16 protein-coding genes are annotated in these 17624 nt (G+C 54.8%); 11 read left to right on the top strand and 5 right to left on the bottom strand.

The genetic code is table 11. The features are described 5' to 3' along the window. Positions 1 to 13 precede the first annotated feature (13 nt). Together lptE and leuS are read right to left on the bottom strand one after the other, a co-directional pair. On the bottom strand, positions 14 to 610 hold the full coding sequence (gene lptE, locus PUV47_RS06270; RefSeq protein WP_274217653.1) for an LPS assembly lipoprotein LptE: 597 nt from the start codon (positions 608 to 610) through the stop codon (positions 14 to 16). Then, a complete protein-coding gene (leuS, locus tag PUV47_RS06265; RefSeq protein ID WP_274217652.1) occupies positions 597 to 3212 on the bottom strand; it encodes a leucine--tRNA ligase in 2616 nt (871 codons plus the stop codon). Before leuS ends, lptE begins: the two co-directional genes overlap by 14 nt. Positions 3213 to 3435: 223 nt before the next feature. On the opposite strand from leuS, the gene PUV47_RS06260 reads away from it, so the two are divergent. Then, a complete protein-coding gene (locus PUV47_RS06260) occupies positions 3436 to 4119 on the top strand; it encodes a YggS family pyridoxal phosphate-dependent enzyme (protein WP_274217651.1) in 684 nt (227 codons plus the stop codon). Here PUV47_RS06260 and PUV47_RS06255 read toward each other — a convergent pair. Continuing rightward, a complete protein-coding gene (locus tag PUV47_RS06255) occupies positions 4116 to 5096 on the bottom strand; it encodes an alpha/beta hydrolase (protein WP_274217650.1) in 981 nt (326 codons plus the stop codon). The two genes, PUV47_RS06260 and PUV47_RS06255, sit on opposite strands and share 4 nt — an antisense overlap. Before the next feature lie 400 nt (positions 5097 to 5496). On the opposite strand from PUV47_RS06255, the gene ffh reads away from it, so the two are divergent. Genes ffh through rimM form a run of 4 tightly spaced genes read left to right on the top strand, consistent with a single transcriptional unit; the run spans position 5497 to position 8356 of the window. Continuing rightward, positions 5497 to 7038, top strand: a complete 1542-nt coding sequence (gene ffh / locus PUV47_RS06250; RefSeq protein ID WP_274217649.1) for a signal recognition particle protein — start codon at positions 5497 to 5499, stop codon at positions 7036 to 7038. A 1-nt stretch (position 7039) separates the two neighbouring features. After that, positions 7040 to 7363, top strand: coding sequence for a chorismate mutase (locus PUV47_RS06245; RefSeq protein WP_274217648.1), 324 nt, complete (start codon positions 7040 to 7042; stop codon positions 7361 to 7363). A gap of 11 nt (positions 7364 to 7374) precedes the next feature. After that, positions 7375 to 7770, top strand: a complete 396-nt coding sequence (gene rpsP, locus PUV47_RS06240; protein WP_274217647.1) for a 30S ribosomal protein S16 — start codon at positions 7375 to 7377, stop codon at positions 7768 to 7770. Positions 7771 to 7804: 34 nt separating this feature from the next. Further along, positions 7805 to 8356, top strand: a complete 552-nt coding sequence (rimM, locus tag PUV47_RS06235; protein ID WP_274217646.1) for a ribosome maturation factor RimM — start codon at positions 7805 to 7807, stop codon at positions 8354 to 8356. Positions 8357 to 8360: 4 nt separating this feature from the next. On the opposite strand, the gene PUV47_RS06230 is transcribed toward rimM, so the two are convergent. After that, positions 8361 to 8819, bottom strand: a complete 459-nt coding sequence (locus PUV47_RS06230; RefSeq protein WP_274217645.1) for a hypothetical protein — start codon at positions 8817 to 8819, stop codon at positions 8361 to 8363. A gap of 204 nt (positions 8820 to 9023) precedes the next feature. Between PUV47_RS06230 and trmD the strand changes: the two genes are divergently transcribed. From trmD to PUV47_RS06200, 6 genes are all read left to right on the top strand, one after another. Further along, entirely contained in the window at positions 9024 to 9728 is a 705-nt protein-coding gene (gene trmD / locus PUV47_RS06225) for a tRNA (guanosine(37)-N1)-methyltransferase TrmD (protein WP_274217644.1), read from the top strand. Between the two features lie 206 nt (positions 9729 to 9934). Then, complete coding sequence (gene rplS, locus PUV47_RS06220) at positions 9935 to 10396, top strand: 50S ribosomal protein L19 (protein WP_274217643.1); 462 nt, start codon at positions 9935 to 9937, stop codon at positions 10394 to 10396. A gap of 123 nt (positions 10397 to 10519) precedes the next feature. Further along, positions 10520 to 11401 (top strand): metallophosphoesterase, encoded by an 882-nt coding sequence (locus PUV47_RS06215; protein ID WP_274217642.1) that lies wholly within the window; start codon positions 10520 to 10522, stop codon positions 11399 to 11401. Positions 11402 to 11646: 245 nt separating this feature from the next. Beyond that, the gene (gene leuC, locus PUV47_RS06210) at positions 11647 to 13053 is read left to right on the top strand and encodes a 3-isopropylmalate dehydratase large subunit (protein ID WP_274217641.1); all 1407 of its coding nucleotides are present in this window, start codon (positions 11647 to 11649) and stop codon (positions 13051 to 13053) included. A 256-nt stretch (positions 13054 to 13309) separates the two neighbouring features. Further along, complete coding sequence (locus tag PUV47_RS06205) at positions 13310 to 13867, top strand: HNH endonuclease (protein WP_274217640.1); 558 nt, start codon at positions 13310 to 13312, stop codon at positions 13865 to 13867. Between the two features lie 115 nt (positions 13868 to 13982). After that, positions 13983 to 15377: a pilus assembly protein TadG-related protein gene (locus PUV47_RS06200; protein ID WP_274217639.1), complete on the top strand. Its 1395-nt coding sequence runs from the start codon at positions 13983 to 13985 to the stop codon at positions 15375 to 15377. A gap of 86 nt (positions 15378 to 15463) precedes the next feature. Here PUV47_RS06200 and acs read toward each other — a convergent pair whose 3' ends face one another. Beyond that, on the bottom strand, positions 15464 to 17410 hold the full coding sequence (gene acs / locus PUV47_RS06195; protein WP_274217638.1) for an acetate--CoA ligase: 1947 nt from the start codon (positions 17408 to 17410) through the stop codon (positions 15464 to 15466). Positions 17411 to 17624: the final 214 nt, after the last annotated feature.

Below are 17624 nucleotides of genomic sequence, written 5' to 3'. Positions count from 1 at the left end.
ACCGACCTGTCCGTTAAATTTGGCTGGCAAAGTAACCAGCCAGACGGGCCTGAATGTCCGCTGCCACCACCTTGGCCGCACGGTCTTCTGCATCGCGTTCCGCACGCAGGTTGGCAAAACGCTGGCTGGAGAAGTCATAGGATGCAGAGGCGAAGGAGCGGCCCGTGTAGAGCGTCTTTTCGTTTGCTGCATCAGACAGGATAAAGCTGGCATTCAAGGTCAGATTATAAGCGGAAGGCACGTCTGCCAGTTCTTCAACGCCGACTTCGCTCTCGATCTTGTTGACGAGGATCTTGATGCGATACTGGGTAGGCAGACCATCGCCGCCACGGCGCAGGTTGAACAGCAGTTCATTGCGCAGGAACTGGTTGACGCGTGAAAGGCTTTCACCGCCGATGTCCGCCACTTCCACGTCAATTGATGCCAGCTGCTGTTGAACGGATGTCTCGACCTCTTGACCGTCCGCAGTAAGTGTCACGGCTTTTACGCCATACAGCGGACGAACCTGACAGCCAGCAAGCAAAAGAGCACTTGCAACAACGGCAACACCGCCGAGCAGGGCCCGGCGGTTTGCAAAGGCAGTCTTCGCCTTTAGATCAAACAACGACATTCACGATCCTCTGGGGTACCACAATGACTTTGCGCGGGGCTTTGCCCTCAAGTGCCCGCTGCACAACCTCGTGTGCCAGAGTAGCCGCTTCGACCTCCTCTTTGGAAGAGTCTCTTGCAACTGTTAAGTCACCTTTTTTCTTGCCGTTGATCTGGATCGGCAAGGTGATGGTGTTTTCAACAAGCAGGTCTTCCTCCAGATTTGGCCAGTTGCTCTGGGAAATCAGAGTTGTGTTGCCCAGAACTGCCCAACATTCCTCAGCAAGGTGCGGCGTGATCGGCGCCATCATATGCAGAAGGTACTCGGCGCTTTCACGCAGGGCGAACACCATGTCTTCACCGGAGAGATCGCTCTGGGATGCTTTGCTGATGGCGTTGAGGAACTCATAGATCTTCGCTACAGCACGGTTGAAGCCCAGTGAATCGAAGTCTTTTTGAACACCGGCAAGCGTCTTGTGTGTTGTGCGACGCAGGGCCAGCGCATCATCACCGAAGGCGCCAGGCTTGGTCGCAACTGCCTCTGTTTTTTCTGCGATGTCGTTGATCACGCGCCATACGCGTTGAACGTGGCGCCATGCGCCGAGAACACCGTCTTCGGTCCAAATGATGTCGCGCTCTGGCGGGCTGTCGGACAGAACGAACCAACGGGCAGTATCAGCGCCATAGGTGTCGATGATGTCGGTCGGATCAACCACGTTCTTCTTGGACTTGGACATCTTCTCGACAGAGCCGATCAGAACGTCTTCGCCGGTTTCAAGAAGCGTTGCCTTGCGGCCGCTTTCCAGCTCTTCAATCTTGATGTCAGCCGGGGAAACCCAGCGGCCATCCGAGGAGGCCTTGTAGGTTTCGTGGTTCACCATGCCCTGAGTAAAGAGGCCCTTGAACGGCTCTTTCAGGTCCAGATGCTTGGTGATCTGCATGGCACGGGTGAAGAAGCGGGAGTAGAGCAGGTGCAGGATCGCGTGCTCAATGCCGCCAATATACTGGTCCACCGGCAGCCAGGCGTTTGCGGCGGCGGGATCGGTCGGATTACTGTTCTTCGGATCGGTGAAACGCGCGAAGTACCAGGAAGAATCCACGAAGGTGTCCATGGTGTCGGTTTCGCGCTTGGCGTCCTTGCCACAGCATGGGCACTTCACATCACGCCAAGTAGGGTGACGGTCCAATGGGTTACCTGGACGGTCAAACGTTACGTCTTCCGGCAGGGTGATTGGCAGGCTATCAACAGGCGCTGGCTGAGGGCCGCAATCATCACAGTGAATGACCGGGATCGGGCAGCCCCAATAACGCTGACGGGAGATGCCCCAGTCACGCAAACGATAGTTGATCTCGCGGGTGCCCTGAGGCTTGTCGCCAACCTTCTGTGCTTCCAGCTTTTCAGCAACGGCGTTTTTCGCATCAGAAATGCTGAGGCCGTTCAGGAAGTCAGAGTTAAAGATGCTGCCTTCACCTGTGTAAGCTTCATCTGCGACTTCGAACGTATTCGGGTCTTCGCCCTCAGGCAGAACCACAGCCTTGGCTGGCAGCCCGTACTTGCGTGCAAAATCAAGGTCGCGTTGGTCATGAGCCGGGCACGCGAAAATCGCGCCAGTGCCGTAGTCCATGAGGATGAAGTTAGCCACGTAGACCGGCAGCTCCCAGCTTGGATCAAGCGGGTGCTTTACGCGCAGGCCGGTGTCAAAACCCAGCTTGTCTGCGGTCTCAATGGCTTCTTCCGTTGTTCCGATCCGGCGGCACTCAGCAATGAAGGCCTGAAGCTCTTCATTGTCTTCTGCCAGCTTCTGCGTGATCGGATGATCCGGAGAAAGGCCCATGAAAGACGCACCAAACAAGGTGTCCGGGCGGGTGGTGAATATCTCCAGTGCGGTATCGCCGGTCGGTGCAGCCTCTGTGAACTCGAAGAAAACCTTCAGGCCTTCAGAGCGGCCAATCCAGTTCTTTTGCATGAGGCGTACTTTTTCCGGCCAGCGGTCGAGCGTGTCCAGACTGTCCAGGAGATCCTCGGAGAACTCGGAGATCTTGAAGAACCACTGGGTCAGCTCTTTCTGTTCGACAGTGGCACCAGAGCGCCATCCCTTGCCGTCGATCACCTGTTCGTTTGCCAGAACGGTCATGTCGACCGGGTCCCAGTTCACCTTGGCGTTCTTTCGGTAGATCAGACCGGCATTGAGAAAATCGATGAAAAGCCGCTGCTGTTGAGCGTAGTAGTCCTCATCACAAGTAGCGAACTCACGGCTCCAGTCCAGAGACAGACCCATGGACTTGAGCTGGCCACGCATGGTGGCGATGTTGTCATAGGTCCAGCCCTTTGGATGGACCTTCTTCTCCATTGCCGCGTTTTCCGCTGGCATGCCAAACGCATCCCACCCCATTGGGTGCAGCACGTTGAACCCGGTTGCGCGCTTGAAACGAGCTACCACATCCCCCATCGCGTAGTTGCGCACATGGCCCATGTGGATGCGGCCGGAGGGGTAGGGAAACATTTCGAGTACGTAGTACTTGTCCCGCGGATCATCGTTGTCCGTGGTGAAAACTTCCTGCTCTTCCCACTTCTTTTGCCAGCGCGCTTCCGTATCGCGCGCGTTGTATCGCTCCGTAGCCATCTATTCCGCCGTATGTTTGCCGTACCCGAAGGGCATTCAAATTCGATTGACCGGACTGTCACCAGAAATTGGTAGTCTGGTCAAGCTTCTGACTGCGGAAAAAACATCAATTGCCAGCGACAAAAGCTTCAGTAGTCGGTATTCATGGATAACCGACGCCAATCACTGTCGCTTCTCATCTGGAAGCGGTTCTAAACCCATTGGAAAAAATCAGAGGATCAAAATGAGCATGGAAGCCGAAACCCGTCTGAACTCGGTACGCGAGGCGATTGCCAAAGCGGAAAAGGACGCGGGCCGCGAGGCAGGGTCCGTGACTCTCATTGCTGTGTCGAAAACATTTGATGCGGACCACATTCGCCCGGTTCTCAGCGCCGGTCAGCGCGTCTTTGGCGAGAACAAGGTTCAGGAGGCCATGAAAAAGTGGCCTGAACTGCGCGATGAGTTTGACGCCGTGGAGCTGCACCTGATTGGCCCGTTGCAATCCAACAAGGCGAAAGAGGCGGTTCAGACCTTCGACGTCATTCACAGCGTGGACCGGGACAAGATTGCCAAGGCCTTGAAAGCCGAAATGGAAAAGCAGGGGAAGCACCCACGGCTTTACATTCAGGTGAACACAGGTGAAGAGAACCAGAAAGCAGGTATTGCGCCGCAAGATGCGGATGCCTTCATTGCCAAGTGCCGCGATGAATATGGTCTTACCATCGAAGGCCTGATGTGTATTCCACCCGTCGACGAAGCACCGGGCATGCACTTTGCGCTGCTTGAGAAGATTGCCCGGCGCAATGGCCTCGACAAGCTCTCTATGGGCATGTCCGCAGACTATGAGATTGCCGTCAAGCACTTGGCTACCCATGTGCGTGTGGGATCAGCCATCTTTGGCGAACGGGATTATTCGCATACCGCCTAGCTCACACCCAGAGACTTCAGCCAGTCAAGAATATCCTTGGTGACGCTGTCGTTGTTCTGAGGGCTTACAATATCTCCGGCGTTCACGTGGAATTCGGGATCGCCGGAGGTCTCAACAAGGATGCGCTCCTTGGTTCCGCCCCACAAATCGTAGGCCTCGTTGGTCTTTAGAGGATCTACCGTTTTGTCCTTCTCGCTGTAAATGAACAGGGTCGGGATGGTGTTTGTTGAGGGGTCCAGACGTTTGACCGCATCAACACTTGCAGCCATCGGAATGAGTGCTACAGAGGGGTAAGACAGTGTCCAGGCATAGTCTTCTTCCGGCGTTGCACCTGCAGAGCTGCCATAGGTCTGCCCCAGCAACATGGGCACGTAGTATTCGGCATAGGGCGCAGCCAAAAGGAATGCGCCAAAGGCGTTGGGGCCGAAGTTCGGTGAAAACAGCACCACCGCCTCTGTGCGTTCCATGATCGGGCTTTGTGAAAGAGCGCCCCAAGCGGCCAGTGAACCACCTGTGGAGGTGGCAATCACGATCGTTTTGTTTCCGATACGTCTGCCAATTTCCAAGGCTTCAGCCAGATCGTTCAGCCATGCCGGCAGGGATGACGCTGCCATGGCCGCGCTGCTGCGGCCGTGCCCGGTAAGACGTGTGTAATAAAGATTGGCGCGCAAGGTATCGGCTACCCGGTCTGGAACGGGGCGGATTTCCTCCTTGCTTGCAGAGAATCCGTGGATGTAAACGACGGCGTACTCTGTCTTTTCTTTTGTTTCCGGGTTCGCCCAGATTACCTGCTTCTCCAGCCCCTCGCGCATGTCGTTAAACTTGCTCTCTTCTTCTGCAAGATATGCGTCAATGTCCTCGCCAATGCTGCCGGGATCAAACGTAATCTGTGTATCATCAGAGGCGCGCGGGCCGAAAAAGAAGAGTGCAACCAATGCAATAGCCACAATTGCGATGAAAACGAAAAGATTGCGCATGATAAAGCCCTCGGTGTCCGCCGTGCAACCTTAAGCATATATGCTTATTTCACCAAGACCGTAGACTTGGAGATCCGACTTTCGCGGGGCGAAATTAGGGGAGAAAGCCTCGTTTTCCTTCGTGTTCTGTTCTGAAATGCCGCTTGACTCCCTTGGCCCGTTCGACTAGACCACCCTGAACTCCAGACTTGGATGTCATATGAGCCACTGACCGGGACCCGCAAAGGTATAAAGAGATCCCGGAGGTCAACACCCGACAGCGCGATGCGCCCTCGGGTGCTTTTGTGCTATGCGCTTTGCGTTTTGGCTGGGCTCGCGTGCTTTGGGGATGGAGCGGACCAAGGGGTTCGGTTTAGGATGGCCGACACCTTGAAACCGAACTGAGATTTAAAGGAACGCTATGTTCGATAACCTGTCAGATCGCCTAGGCGGCATTCTCGATAAGCTCACCAAGCGTGGTGCCTTGTCGGAATCCGATGTGAATGAAGCACTGCGCGAGGTCCGCCGTGCCCTCATTGAGGCCGATGTGGCACTGCCGATCGTTCGTTCCTTCACCGACAAGGTGCGAAACCGCGCCGTTGGTTCTGAAGTTGTCAAGTCCATCAAACCTGGCCAGATGGTCGTCAAGATCGTTCACGACCAGTTGGTGGAAATGCTTGGCACCGAAGGTCAGCCGATCGATCTGAATGCGCCGGCACCTGTCTGCATCATGATGGTCGGTTTGCAGGGCGCAGGTAAAACCACAGCTACCGGCAAGATCGCGCGTCGCCTGACCCACCGCGACAAACGCAAGGTGCTGATGGCCTCCCTTGATACCCGTCGTCCAGCTGCCCAGGAGCAGCTCCGGGTTCTGGGGGAACAGAACAGTGTTGATACGCTGCCGATCATTGAAGGTCAGCAGCCGGTTGACATCGCAAAGCGTGCCATCACTGCCGCCAAGCTGGGTGGCTATGATGTGGTCATGCTCGATACCGCGGGCCGCACGCACATTGATGAGCCTCTCATGGGAGAGATGGCGGACATCAAGGCGGCGACCAACCCGCACGAAATCCTTCTGGTTGCCGACGCCTTGACCGGTCAGGACGCGGTTAATCTGGCTAGCAACTTTAACGAGCGTGTTGGCATCACGGGTATCATGCTCACCCGTATGGATGGTGATGGCCGCGGCGGTGCGGCGCTTTCCATGCGCGCGGTGACGGGCAAGCCGATCAAGCTGATTGGTACCGGCGAAAAGGCTGAGGATCTGGAAGACTTCCATCCGAAGCGCATCGCCGACCGCATCTTGGGCATGGGCGACATTGTCTCGCTCGTTGAGAAAGCTTCTGAGGCGATTGACGCCGAAAAAGCGGCTCAGATGGCCAAGAAGATGCAGAAGGGTCATTTTGACCTCAATGATCTGAAAGATCAGCTGCAGCAGATGGAAAAGCTGGGTGGCATGTCCGGTCTCATGGGCATGATGCCGGGCGTGGGAAAGATGAAGAAGCAGCTTGATGCGGCAAACATCGACGACAAGGTGTTCAAGCGTCAGGTGGCAATCATCCAGTCCATGACCAAGACAGAGCGCGAGAAGCCCGAGCTACTGAAGGCGAGCCGCAAGAAGCGTGTTGCCGCCGGTGCGGGCGTTCAGGTTGCGGATGTGAACAAGCTATTGAAGATGCACCGCCAGATGGCCGACATGATGAAGGCCATGGGTAAGGGCAAAGGCAAGGGCATGCTTGGCAAGATGATGGGCGCCATGGGTGGCGGCATGCCAGGTATGGGCGGCGGAATGCCAAATGTTGACCCCAAGGCGCTGGAACAGATGGCTAAATCTGGTCAGCTGCCGGGCGGCATGGACTTGCCAGGTGGTGGCCTGCCGGGTGGAATGCCTGGTCTTGGCGGCCCAAAATTGCCGGGTATGGGCGGTCCTGGTCTTCCGGGACTAGGCAAGGGGAAGAAGTAACGTGAGCGGATCAGAGGAAACTGAACGTGCCAAGGAAATTCTTGGCGGTTTGCGATCCAGCATCGACAACATTGATGCGGCTCTCGTTCACATGCTGGCTGAAAGGTTTCGTTGCACCAAGGCGGTGGGCGAGCTGAAAGCGGCCCATGATCTTCCACCAGCCGATCCGGCCCGAGAGAAGTTGCAGATTGAGCGCCTGCGCCGTTTGGCGGCAGAGGCAAATCTGGATCCTGATTTTGCCGAGAAGTTCTTGAACTTCATCGTCAAGGAAGTCATTCGACATCATGAAGCCATTGCTGCTGACCGCGGCAAAACTGACTACTAGGAGAATAAAAAATGGCTACTAAAATCCGTCTTGCTCGCGGTGGCGCAAAGAAGCGTCCTTTCTACCGCATCGTCATCTCTGACGTTCGTTCCCCACGTGACGGTCGTTTTCTTGAAGTTGTTGGTCGCTACAACCCAATGCTTCCAAAGGACGACGAGAAGCGCGTTGAGCTGAACGAAGAGCGCATCAAGCATTGGCTGGGTCATGGCGCAAAGCCAACCGACCGCGTACACCGTTTCCTCGATGCAGCTGGCATCCTGAAGCGCGACGCACGCAACAACCCAAACAAGGCAAAGCTCGGCAAGAAGGCTCAGGAGCGTCTTGACGAGAAGCTGGCTAAGGAAGCTGAAGCCAAGGCTGCGGCTGAAGAAGCTGCTGCAGAAGCCGCAGAAGCTGCTTCCGAGTAATAGTTTGACCCAATCTGTGCGGAGTTGAGTGCTGATGGCGCAAGAAGCCGGTAAACGTATTCTGATGGCACAGGTTGGGGCCGCTCACGGCATCAAAGGTGAGGTGCGGGTCAAACCATTTGGTGATGACCCGCTCTCATTTACGGACTATGGCAAGCTGGAAACCGAAGACGGCAGCCGCAAGTTCAAGATCAAGCGGGCGCGGGTGCAGAAGAACGTGGTGGTGACCAAGTTCGAAGGCATCAATGACCGCAATGAAGCGGAAGCCTTGAACGGCCTTAAGCTCTATATCCCTCGTGAACGGCTGCCGGAGCCGGAAGACGAGGACGAGTTCTACCACTCAGATCTCATCGGACTTCCGGTCAAAGGCCCTGAGGGCGAAGACTATGGCAGCGTTGTCGCGCTGTTGAACTTCGGTGCGGGCGATCTCATTGAGGTCCGCGAGAAGAGCGGCAAGACCGTGCTGTTCCCGTTTGACAAGCAGACCGTGCCATCCATCGACCTTGAAGACGGCGTGGTGCACATCGATCCGCCTCTTGGTTTCTTCGAGGAGATCAAACAGGACGATGGCAAGGACGAGACCTGATCGTCTAGCGGTTCAACGGGCTCATGAAACGGCGCGGGCCTTGAACAGGTTCCTTTATTCTTATCGGGCGCAGATCGTGCTCTGAGCGTGCAATACAGCGTTGCAACGCCTCGCTCTCTGACCTTATCAATCCCATGAGTGACACGGTGGCGGTAACGCCCAGCCCATTGGCTACAAAGTCCATCACCTGAAACGGGTCGCTGGTGAGAAGGCCATGTAGGCATTCCCCAAGAATGCCGAGCGCGAATGCGCAAAGAAATGCAGGGATGATGTTTTTGTTCATGAGCCTGTACAAGATAACGGTGAGTGCGGCGAAGTAACAAAGATGAACCAGTTTATCTAACGGGTCGGGCAGGGGGCTAACAAGAAGTTGATCCCACATAACGCCTAGAATCGCTGCGGCACCAAGCAGTGCCAAGTTGACAGAAGACAAACAAAAATAACGCGTTACTAGGTGTTTCATTGTCCCTAACCTTCGGTTCACCTCAAGATTTGAAACCCGACTCGGTTAATGATACCTCAAAGTAAGACGGCTCATTTGGATGAATCTGCATCAATCAAAACCGCTCTGGAGCAACTTCCTCCATTCGTTGGTTTTTTCTGTTTTTGACCGGTCAAATGGGGTATTTGCACTCATAGCACCTCCAATCACACGTCAAAGGGCACCATGAGCTTTCGCGCAAGCATTCTCACTCTCTATCCTGAAATGTTTCCTGGCAATCTCGGCATGAGCCTCTCGGGAAAAGCCTTGGAGCGCGGAGACTGGTCGCTGGAAGCGAAGAGCATTCGCGACTACGCAACAGACAAGCATCGTTCGGTTGACGATACGCCTTCAGGTGGCGGGGCGGGCATGGTGCTGCGAGCCGACATTTTGGCCAAGGCAATTGACTATGTGACAGAAGAAGACGATCCCCGGCCGCGGTTGCTCATGAGCCCGCGCGGCAAACCTTTCACGCAGAACCGTGCCCGGCAGCTGGCTGAGGGACCCGGTGCCATCATCATATGTGGTCGATTTGAAGGCGTTGATGAGCGGGTGATCGAGGCGCGCCAACTGGAAGAGGTTTCCATCGGCGATTACATTCTTTCCGGCGGAGAGATGGCGGCGACGATTGTACTTGATGCCGTGGTTCGCTTGCTCCCGGGCGTTATGGGCAATCAAGAGAGTGGTGAAACGGAAAGCTTTGAGAACGGTCTTCTTGAGCACCCGCACTACACCCGCCCCGCGATTTTCGAGGATCGAGGGATTCCCGAGGTTTTGACCAGCGGAAACCATCGGTTGATCAACGAATGGCGGCTTGAACAATCCAAGAAACTCACAGAACAGAGACGTCCTGATTTGTGGGCAGCGCATCTGGCTCGAAACGCCAAGTAAAATCGAAAAAAAATCGCCGGAGACCGGTGACAAAGGGCCAGAAACCGGTTATTAAGCGCGCCAACCGGTGGGCAGAATCTGTCCGTACCGTTTTGAGAGGAGCTACTACGCTCCAATTCCCGGCATATGCCAAGGTTTGGTGAACCCGTCCCCCACGGCTGGACCGTTTGTGGACGCTCTGACCAATTGAAAGATGGAAAACTGCCATGAATATCATTGAGCAGCTGAACGCCGAAGAAATGGCGCGCATCGAAGGTCAGCGCAAGCTGCCAGAATTCTCTCCAGGTGACACCGTACGCGTAAACGTTCGCGTTACAGAAGGTACCCGCACCCGTGTACAGGCATACGAAGGCGTTTGCATTGCACGTTCTGGCGGCGGCATCAACGAGAGCTTCACCGTTCGCAAGATCTCTTACGGCGAAGGTGTTGAGCGTGTATTCCCAATCTACAGCCCAATGATCGAAGGCGTAGACGTTGTTCGTCGTGGTAAGGTTCGCCGCGCGAAGCTCTACTACCTCCGTGACCGTCGCGGTAAGTCCGCACGTATCGTTGAAGCAACCAACGCTCGCGCGAAGCGCCTCAACGAAGAGCAGCGCACCGCTGCTGCTGAAGCACGTGCCGCTAAGGCTGCTGCCAAGGCAGAAGAAGCTCAGGCTTCCGCTGAATAAGATAGGGATCGCTCAGAGCGATTTTTGGATAGCCCCGTAGTGCTGCTGCGGGGCTTTTCTTTTGTCATGTTCCTGTGGTCTCGGATTCTGGTTTTCTTAGGTCGTTGTCGTTAGGCTGCGGCCATGTTGATCGCATTTCTTGCACTTTCTCTGCTCGGCCTGTTCCTGCTGACCTATGCGGTTCTTGTGGAGCCGATGCGTGTGCCTGTGGTGCGGCGCTACACTATGCCCATGCGCGGTCTTGCGCATCCGCTGCGTGTTGCCGCTCTGGGTGACTTTCACGCTTGCGTGCCATGGATGAATGAGCAGCGCATACTTGGCATTGTCCGCCAAGTGAACGGTTTGAAACCGGATCTTGCAATGCTGCTTGGTGACTTTGAAACCGGCATCCATGCCCCCTTTCTTCTGCGCAAACTCAAGCCCGACGAATGGGCACGGCCGCTCGCTGAGCTGGAGGCTCCTCTGGGGCGTTTTGCGGTTCTTGGCAATCATGATTGGCTTGAGGACTTACAGGGCGCCAGGCAAGCGCTTGCTGAAGCTAAAATCCCTGTTCTGGAGAACGAGGCGCGGCTTATTCCTGTTGGCGGGAACGAGGCGATTTGGGTGGCTGGTCTTGCAGATCAGTACACCAACGGGAAACTTTGGCAGGGCCGAGAAGGGGCTGATGATCTTGACGGCACCCTCGCGCAAATCTTTGAAGACCAGCACCCCGTCCTTTTACTCGCCCATGAGCCCGACATTTTTGAAGAGCCGATGGACCGCGTCGGGCTGGTTCTGAGCGGGCATACCCATGGTGGGCAGGTGCGGCTGCCCTTCCTCGGGGCTTTGACCGTGCCTTCCCGGTTCGGCACCAAGTATGCTCAAGGATTGTTTAGGAGGGGCGGAACACGGCTTTTGGTAACAGCAGGTCTTGGTTGCTCGCGTTTGCCGCTGCGCTTCAATTGTCCGCCCGAAATCATGCTCGTGGACCTCATTCCTGAAAACACTGAGGAATTTCCCAAGTAACCACATTGCGTTGCCATCCAATGGTCTTGAGAGATTCTCAAGTTCAGGCTTCTTGCGCTTTTTAGCGGCTTAAGCACATTATAGCCGAACAATAGCGAGGGGTTATTGCACCTTCGCTCAGGAATTACTCGCCACGGCAAAGAACCGGGCGAGCTTTTAAAGAAATAAGGAGATGCTCACAGGCGGGTCCGGCATGATGCTTTGGAACCAAACCTTTGAGCCAAGGCTTTCCAGGAGATCGCGCAATGTCGCAGGCCAAAACACTCTATGACAAGATCTGGGATCATCACGTCGTCAGCACTCAGGAAGACGGTACCAGCCTGCTTTACATTGACCGCCATCTCGTTCATGAGGTGACCAGCCCGCAGGCCTTTGAAGGCTTGCGCATGGCTGGCCGGCAGGTGCGTCATCCAAAGCGCACGTTGGCCGTGGTAGACCACAACGTTCCAACAACCGACCGCTCCAATGGCATTGATGACCCAGAAAGCGCTTTGCAGGTGGATACGCTGGCAAAGAACGCTGCTGAGTTTGGCATCGAGTACTATTCAGAACTGGATGAGCGTCAGGGTGTGGTTCACATTGTAGGGCCGGAACAGGGCTTTACGCTGCCTGGCATGACCATCGTTTGCGGTGACAGCCATACCTCAACCCATGGCGCATTTGGCTCATTGGCGCACGGCATTGGTACTTCCGAGGTGGAGCACGTTCTGGCAACACAGACGCTGATCCAGAAGAAAGCCAAGAACCTGCGTGTGACCGTGAACGGTCAATTGCCCCATGGTGTGACGGCCAAGGACATTGTGCTGGCCATCATTGGCGAGCTGGGGACCGCCGGTGGTACGGGCTATGTGATTGAATATGCAGGCGAAGCGATCCGCTCCTTGTCCATGGAAGGCCGGATGACCGTCTGTAACATGTCCATTGAGGCGGGTGCCCGCGCCGGTCTGATAGCGCCTGATGAAGTGACCTATGAGTACCTCAAGGGCCGTCCAAAAACCCCGCAGGGGCAAGCTTGGGAAATGGCAAAGGCCTATTGGGAGACGCTGTATTCTGATGAAGGCGCAGCGTTTGACAAGGAAATCGTCCTTGATGCCGCCAACCTGCCGCCAATTGTGACTTGGGGCTCTTCGCCGGAAGATGTGGTGTCTGTAACCGGAGAAGTGCCGAACCCTGAAGGTATTGAAGACGAGAACCGCCGCCATTCCAAGAAGCGGGCGCTTGAGTACATGGGGCTGGAAGCGGGTCAGAAGATCACCGACATCGAGATCGATCGCGTGTTCATCGGTTCTTGCACCAACGGCCGAATTGAGGACTTGCGCGCTGCTGCCTCGATGGTGAAGGGCAAGAAGGTTTCAGACCGCGTCAGTGCCATGGTGGTTCCCGGTTCTGGCTTGGTAAAGGCGCAGGCAGAAGCGGAAGGCCTGGACGAAGTGTTCAAGGCGGCAGGCTTTGAATGGCGCGAGCCGGGCTGTTCCATGTGTTTGGCCATGAATGCCGACAAACTGGCTCCGGGTGAGCGCTGTGCGTCAACCTCAAACCGAAACTTTGAAGGCCGTCAAGGCTTTAAGGGCCGCACGCATCTGGTGTCACCAGCGATGGCCGCTGCTGCCGCAGTTGCCGGCAAGTTCGTGGATATCCGAAACTGGTCATAAGCCAGCTAGCAACAAGTCGTTTCAAACGGGCGTTACTACGTAATGCCCGTTTTTTTGTGGTTGCTCAGCAAAGCGCTAGAGGCTTGAAAACACAAAGGTATAGTCGCAAAAAATAACCTTTGGGTAAGTCAAAGTAGACCACAGGTTCACGTTCTGTCTTCACAAGACTGTCACCCAGCGCCTACAATAATCCACGCACCGAAGACATTCGTAGACTTAGTTGTTTGGTCTTTAGGTAGCAAACGAGGAGCAGGACGTGACTACTGCGGTTCCCGCAGGCACCCATCCGGCACTGGTGCTGAACGCGGATTACAGGCCTTTATCCTACTATCCCCTGTCGCTGTGGTCGTGGCAGGACACGGTCAAAGCGGTGTTTATGGACCGGGTAAACATCGTTTCATACTATGACGTTAGCGTACGAAGTCCGAGCTTCAACTTCCGACTTCCCAGTGTGGTCGCACTGAAAAACTTCGTAAAGCCGACCAGATACCCCGCCTTCACACGCTTCAATGTCTTTCTAAGAGATCGCTTTCAGTGCCAGTACTGTGGCACGCACCATGATCTCACCTTCGATCACCTGATCCCGCGCTCAAAAGGTGGTTTGACCACATGGGAAAACGTTATCACCGCTTGTTCCCCATGCAATGTGCGCAAATCCAACAAGTCCTGGCAGGAAATGAACATGCGGCCCATGCAGATGCCGTATATGCCTACTGTTCAGGATCTGCATAACAATGGACGGATGTTCCCTCCGAACTATCTGCATGAAAGCTGGATCGACTTCCTATATTGGGATACCGAGCTGGAACCATAGAGTAATGATTGGTTTACCAGTTTAACGAGTTTTTGCGAGACGCTAAAACTTTAACAGTTCCCAAACTCCCGATGGGGTAGAGCTACAACTACCTAACTAAATTTCGGGGGTGGGGATGGCTGTACATCTTCCTAGGCGGTTCGCGCGGTTCCTTCGCTGCGAACGGGGGGTTGTTCTCCCGCTTGTCGCGGTTTTGATTGTTGTCCTTATTGTGCTGGCGGGAGCTGCTATTGACTTTGCGCGTGCCATTAACACGCGTCAGGCAATTAATCATGCGATCGACAATGCGGCGCTGGCGGTTGCCTACAAGGCGTCTACGACCCTCATGACACAAGCCCAAGCGGAGAAGCATTTTGAAGACTACTTCAATGCAAACATCAAGGGGCTGTATTCAGATGTCACCTTGGGTGACAGAAATATCGAACTGATAAACACCGAGGGGCGTGTTGTTGCCTCAGCTTCCGCCGAAGTGCCAACTTTTTTTATCCATCATCTTGATTTGATGGGAGCTGATACTGATGATCTCCGGAAACTGGCGGTTTCTGCCAGTTCTGAAGCGTCATTCCCCACGAGAGACGCTGAAGTTGCATTGGTGCTCGATGTTACCGGATCAATGGGTGGCAACCGAATTACAAGCTTGAAAAAAGCAGCTAAGGGTCTGGTAGACACACTTCTGGACGATACCGTGCTTCCTGGAAACAGCCGGGTACGCATATCTGTTGTGCCCTATAGCGAAGGGGTGAATGCGCAGCTTCCCATCAAGTACCAAGCAAAAGACACAACTGTCAGTGCGGTGGTGTCCGACGGGCAAACAACAAAATGCGTGACCGAACGAATGGGCGCGGATAGCGATACGGATGCGCCCTTTTCTCAAAAAAGAAGTGGTAAAATCAATTACTTCGGTGGCGGATCCTCTACCTGCTCGAAAAAGCCACTCATGCCGCTCAGCGCAAAGAAAGCGGAAATTGAAGGGGCAATTGAGGATATGGCTACCGGTGGCGGTACAGCCGGGCATACCGGTGTCGCTTGGGGGTATTATACCCTTTCGCCAAAGTGGTCAGAACTCTGGACACTCGTGGATAAAGACAGTGCGCCTGGGGAGTATTTTGATGATGATCGCCTCAAGTTTCTTGTACTTATGACAGATGGCGATTTCAACCGAGTATTTAGGCCAAAAGGAACTAGGTACAATAGAAGTGGGAGATGTAAGACGTCTTCAGGTTGGGTGCGCGTATCTCGAAGTGGATGTGGGATCTCACCTACCACTGAGTCGGGTAATTCTGCTAAAGATATTTGTTCTTCTATGAAAGAGCAGAAAAACGGTCTTGAGAAAATTCGGGTATACACGATTTACTTTGGCAATAGCGAGACATCCGCTGCAGCAAAGATAATGAAAGATTGTGCTACGGATGAAAAAGAAACTTACTACAGCGCAAAGGATCAAGATGACTTGATCGCGGCATTTGCAGCGATTGCCAATGATATTCAGAATATTTATCTGTCTCGGTAATTGCTGAGCCAAGTTCACCAAAAAGGGCGCTTCGTGTGAAGCGCCCTTTTGCGTTGGTTTGAATGAAACGCGGATTTTTTGCGTTCTTATCCGTCACCACGGTTCTGGCGGTTGTCGATCAGGTCGCCAACCACGGATGGGTCGGCCAAGGTTGATGTATCGCCAAGATTGTCGAAGCTGTCCTCTGCAATCTTGCGCAAGATGCGACGCATGATCTTGCCGGACCGGGTCTTTGGCAGGCCCGGCGCGAACTGGATCAGGTCCGGAGAGGCGATCGGGCCAATCTCGGCGCGAACATGTTTCACCAGCTCCTTGTGCAGCTCTTCCGAAGGTTCTTCTCCCTCCATCAAGGTGACATAGGCGTAGATGCCCTGACCCTTCAGGTCGTGGGGATAGCCTACCACTGCAGCTTCCGAGACCTTTGGATGCGCGACGAGGGCGCTCTCTACCTCGGCTGTGCCCATACGGTGACCCGATACGTTGATCACATCGTCTACGCGGCCAGTAATCCAGTAGTAGCCGTCTTCATCGCGGCGACACCCGTCTCCGGTGAAGTAAAGGCCTTTGTAGGTGGCAAAGTATGTCTGGACGAAGCGTTCGTGATCGCCATAGACCGTGCGCATCTGGCCCGGCCAACTGTCGGTGATGACCAGATTGCCTTCTGTGGCCCCTTCAAGGAAGTTGCCTTCGCCGTCGACGATGGCGGGCTGAACGCCGAAGAACGGGCGGGTTGCAGAACCCGGTTTCAAGGCCGTTGCACCGGGAAGCGGTGTAATCAGAATGCCGCCGGTCTCGGTCTGCCACCAGGTATCGACAATGGGGCAGCGGCCTTCGCCAACCACATCGTGGTACCACATCCAGGCTTCCGGGTTGATCGGCTCACCCACTGACCCAAGAATGCGCAGAGATTTGCGCGAGGTCTTGGTGACATGCTCATCTCCAGCGCCCATAAGCGCGCGAATGGCCGTTGGTGCCGTGTAGAAGATGTTTACGTTATGCTTGTCGCATACATCCCAAAACCGGGAAGCGGACGGATAGGTGGGCACACCTTCGAACATCAGGGTCGTGGCCCCGTTCGCCAATGGGCCATAGACAATGTAGCTGTGGCCGGTGACCCAGCCCACATCTGCGGTACACCAGTACACTTCTCCGGGTTTGTAATCGAACACGTATTGGTGCGTCATGGAGGCGTAGACCAGATAGCCGCCTGACGTATGCAGAACGCCCTTTGGTTTGCCGGTAGAGCCGGAAGTGTAGAGAATGAAAAGCGGGTCTTCCGCGTTCATTTCCTCGGGAGGACACTCGGCTGAGACCTTTTCGATCTCCTCGTGATACCAGAGGTCTCGGCCCTCCTGCATGGCAACTTCGCCGCCGGTGCGCTTGACCACAAACACCTTGTCAACGCCGCCGCACTTGGCGATGGCCTGATCGGTGTTGAGTTTCAAAGGCACCTTGCGTCCACCACGCAGACCTTCATCGGCGGTGATGACAAAGCGGGACTGACAGTCCTCGATGCGCCCGGCCAGGCTGTCTGGAGAAAAGCCGCCAAACACGATGGAGTGTACCGCGCCAATGCGCGCGCATGCCAGCATTGCGAAGGCGGCCTCTGGAATCATGGGCATGTAGATGGTGACCCGGTCACCCTTCTTGACACCATTGGCTTTGAAGACATTTGCAAGGCGGTTTACGGAATCTGACAGCTCCGTGTAGGTGATGACTTTATGGTCGGCCGGGTCATCTCCCTCCCAAATGATGGCGGGCTGGTCACCACGTGTTGGCACATGACGGTCCACACAGTTGGCGGACACGTTCAACGTGCCGTCTTCGAACCATTTGATGGAAACGTTGTGATAGTCGTAGGAGGTATTCTTTACCTTGGTGTAGGGCTTGATCCAGTCAAGTCGCTGGCCATGTTCGCGCCAGAAGCCATCCGGGTCAGAAACTGATTGATTGTAAAGTTCCAGATAACGGTCGTTGTTGATCAGTGCTTCAGAGGCGATTTGCTCCGGCACCGGAAAAACTTCGCCAGACATGGCGTTCCTCCCCAATGAATGATGGGCCCTTGGTTGGGCCTGTTTTTCCTAGGGCGCATTATGGTTATCCGCAGGTACAGCGTCCAGACGTCAAGTATCGAACTTTGGTAGGTTACCTGTAAATTTTAGTATTCATCGCGTCCAATACGCTGCGTAATACCAATAGAAAATCGATATTATACATATTTAGTCTAATACCAATCTACAGATCGTC

It is taken from the genome of Pseudovibrio exalbescens, from assembly GCF_028737195.1.
GTDB classification, from domain to species: domain Bacteria; phylum Pseudomonadota; class Alphaproteobacteria; order Rhizobiales; family Stappiaceae; genus Pseudovibrio; species Pseudovibrio zosterae.
This window is presented reverse-complemented; position numbering and strand designations above follow the sequence as displayed.

Excerpts from the sequence above, each read along its gene's own strand:
- lptE (WP_274217653.1), bottom strand. The coding sequence starts at position 610 with ATGTCGTTGTTTGATCTAAAGGCGAAGACTGCCTTTGCAAACCGCCGG.
- leuS (WP_274217652.1), bottom strand. The coding sequence starts at position 3,212 with ATGGCTACGGAGCGATACAACGCGCGCGATACGGAAGCGCGCTGGCAA.
- PUV47_RS06260 (WP_274217651.1), top strand. The coding sequence starts at position 3,436 with ATGAGCATGGAAGCCGAAACCCGTCTGAACTCGGTACGCGAGGCGATT.
- PUV47_RS06255 (WP_274217650.1), bottom strand. The coding sequence starts at position 5,096 with ATGCGCAATCTTTTCGTTTTCATCGCAATTGTGGCTATTGCATTGGTT.
- ffh (WP_274217649.1), top strand. The coding sequence starts at position 5,497 with ATGTTCGATAACCTGTCAGATCGCCTAGGCGGCATTCTCGATAAGCTC.
- rpsP (WP_274217647.1), top strand. The coding sequence starts at position 7,375 with ATGGCTACTAAAATCCGTCTTGCTCGCGGTGGCGCAAAGAAGCGTCCT.
- rimM (WP_274217646.1), top strand. The coding sequence starts at position 7,805 with ATGGCGCAAGAAGCCGGTAAACGTATTCTGATGGCACAGGTTGGGGCC.
- PUV47_RS06230 (WP_274217645.1), bottom strand. The coding sequence starts at position 8,819 with ATGAAACACCTAGTAACGCGTTATTTTTGTTTGTCTTCTGTCAACTTG.
- trmD (WP_274217644.1), top strand. The coding sequence starts at position 9,024 with ATGAGCTTTCGCGCAAGCATTCTCACTCTCTATCCTGAAATGTTTCCT.
- rplS (WP_274217643.1), top strand. The coding sequence starts at position 9,935 with ATGAATATCATTGAGCAGCTGAACGCCGAAGAAATGGCGCGCATCGAA.
- PUV47_RS06215 (WP_274217642.1), top strand. The coding sequence starts at position 10,520 with ATGTTGATCGCATTTCTTGCACTTTCTCTGCTCGGCCTGTTCCTGCTG.
- leuC (WP_274217641.1), top strand. The coding sequence starts at position 11,647 with ATGTCGCAGGCCAAAACACTCTATGACAAGATCTGGGATCATCACGTC.
- PUV47_RS06200 (WP_274217639.1), top strand. The coding sequence starts at position 13,983 with ATGGCTGTACATCTTCCTAGGCGGTTCGCGCGGTTCCTTCGCTGCGAA.
- acs (WP_274217638.1), bottom strand. The coding sequence starts at position 17,410 with ATGTCTGGCGAAGTTTTTCCGGTGCCGGAGCAAATCGCCTCTGAAGCA.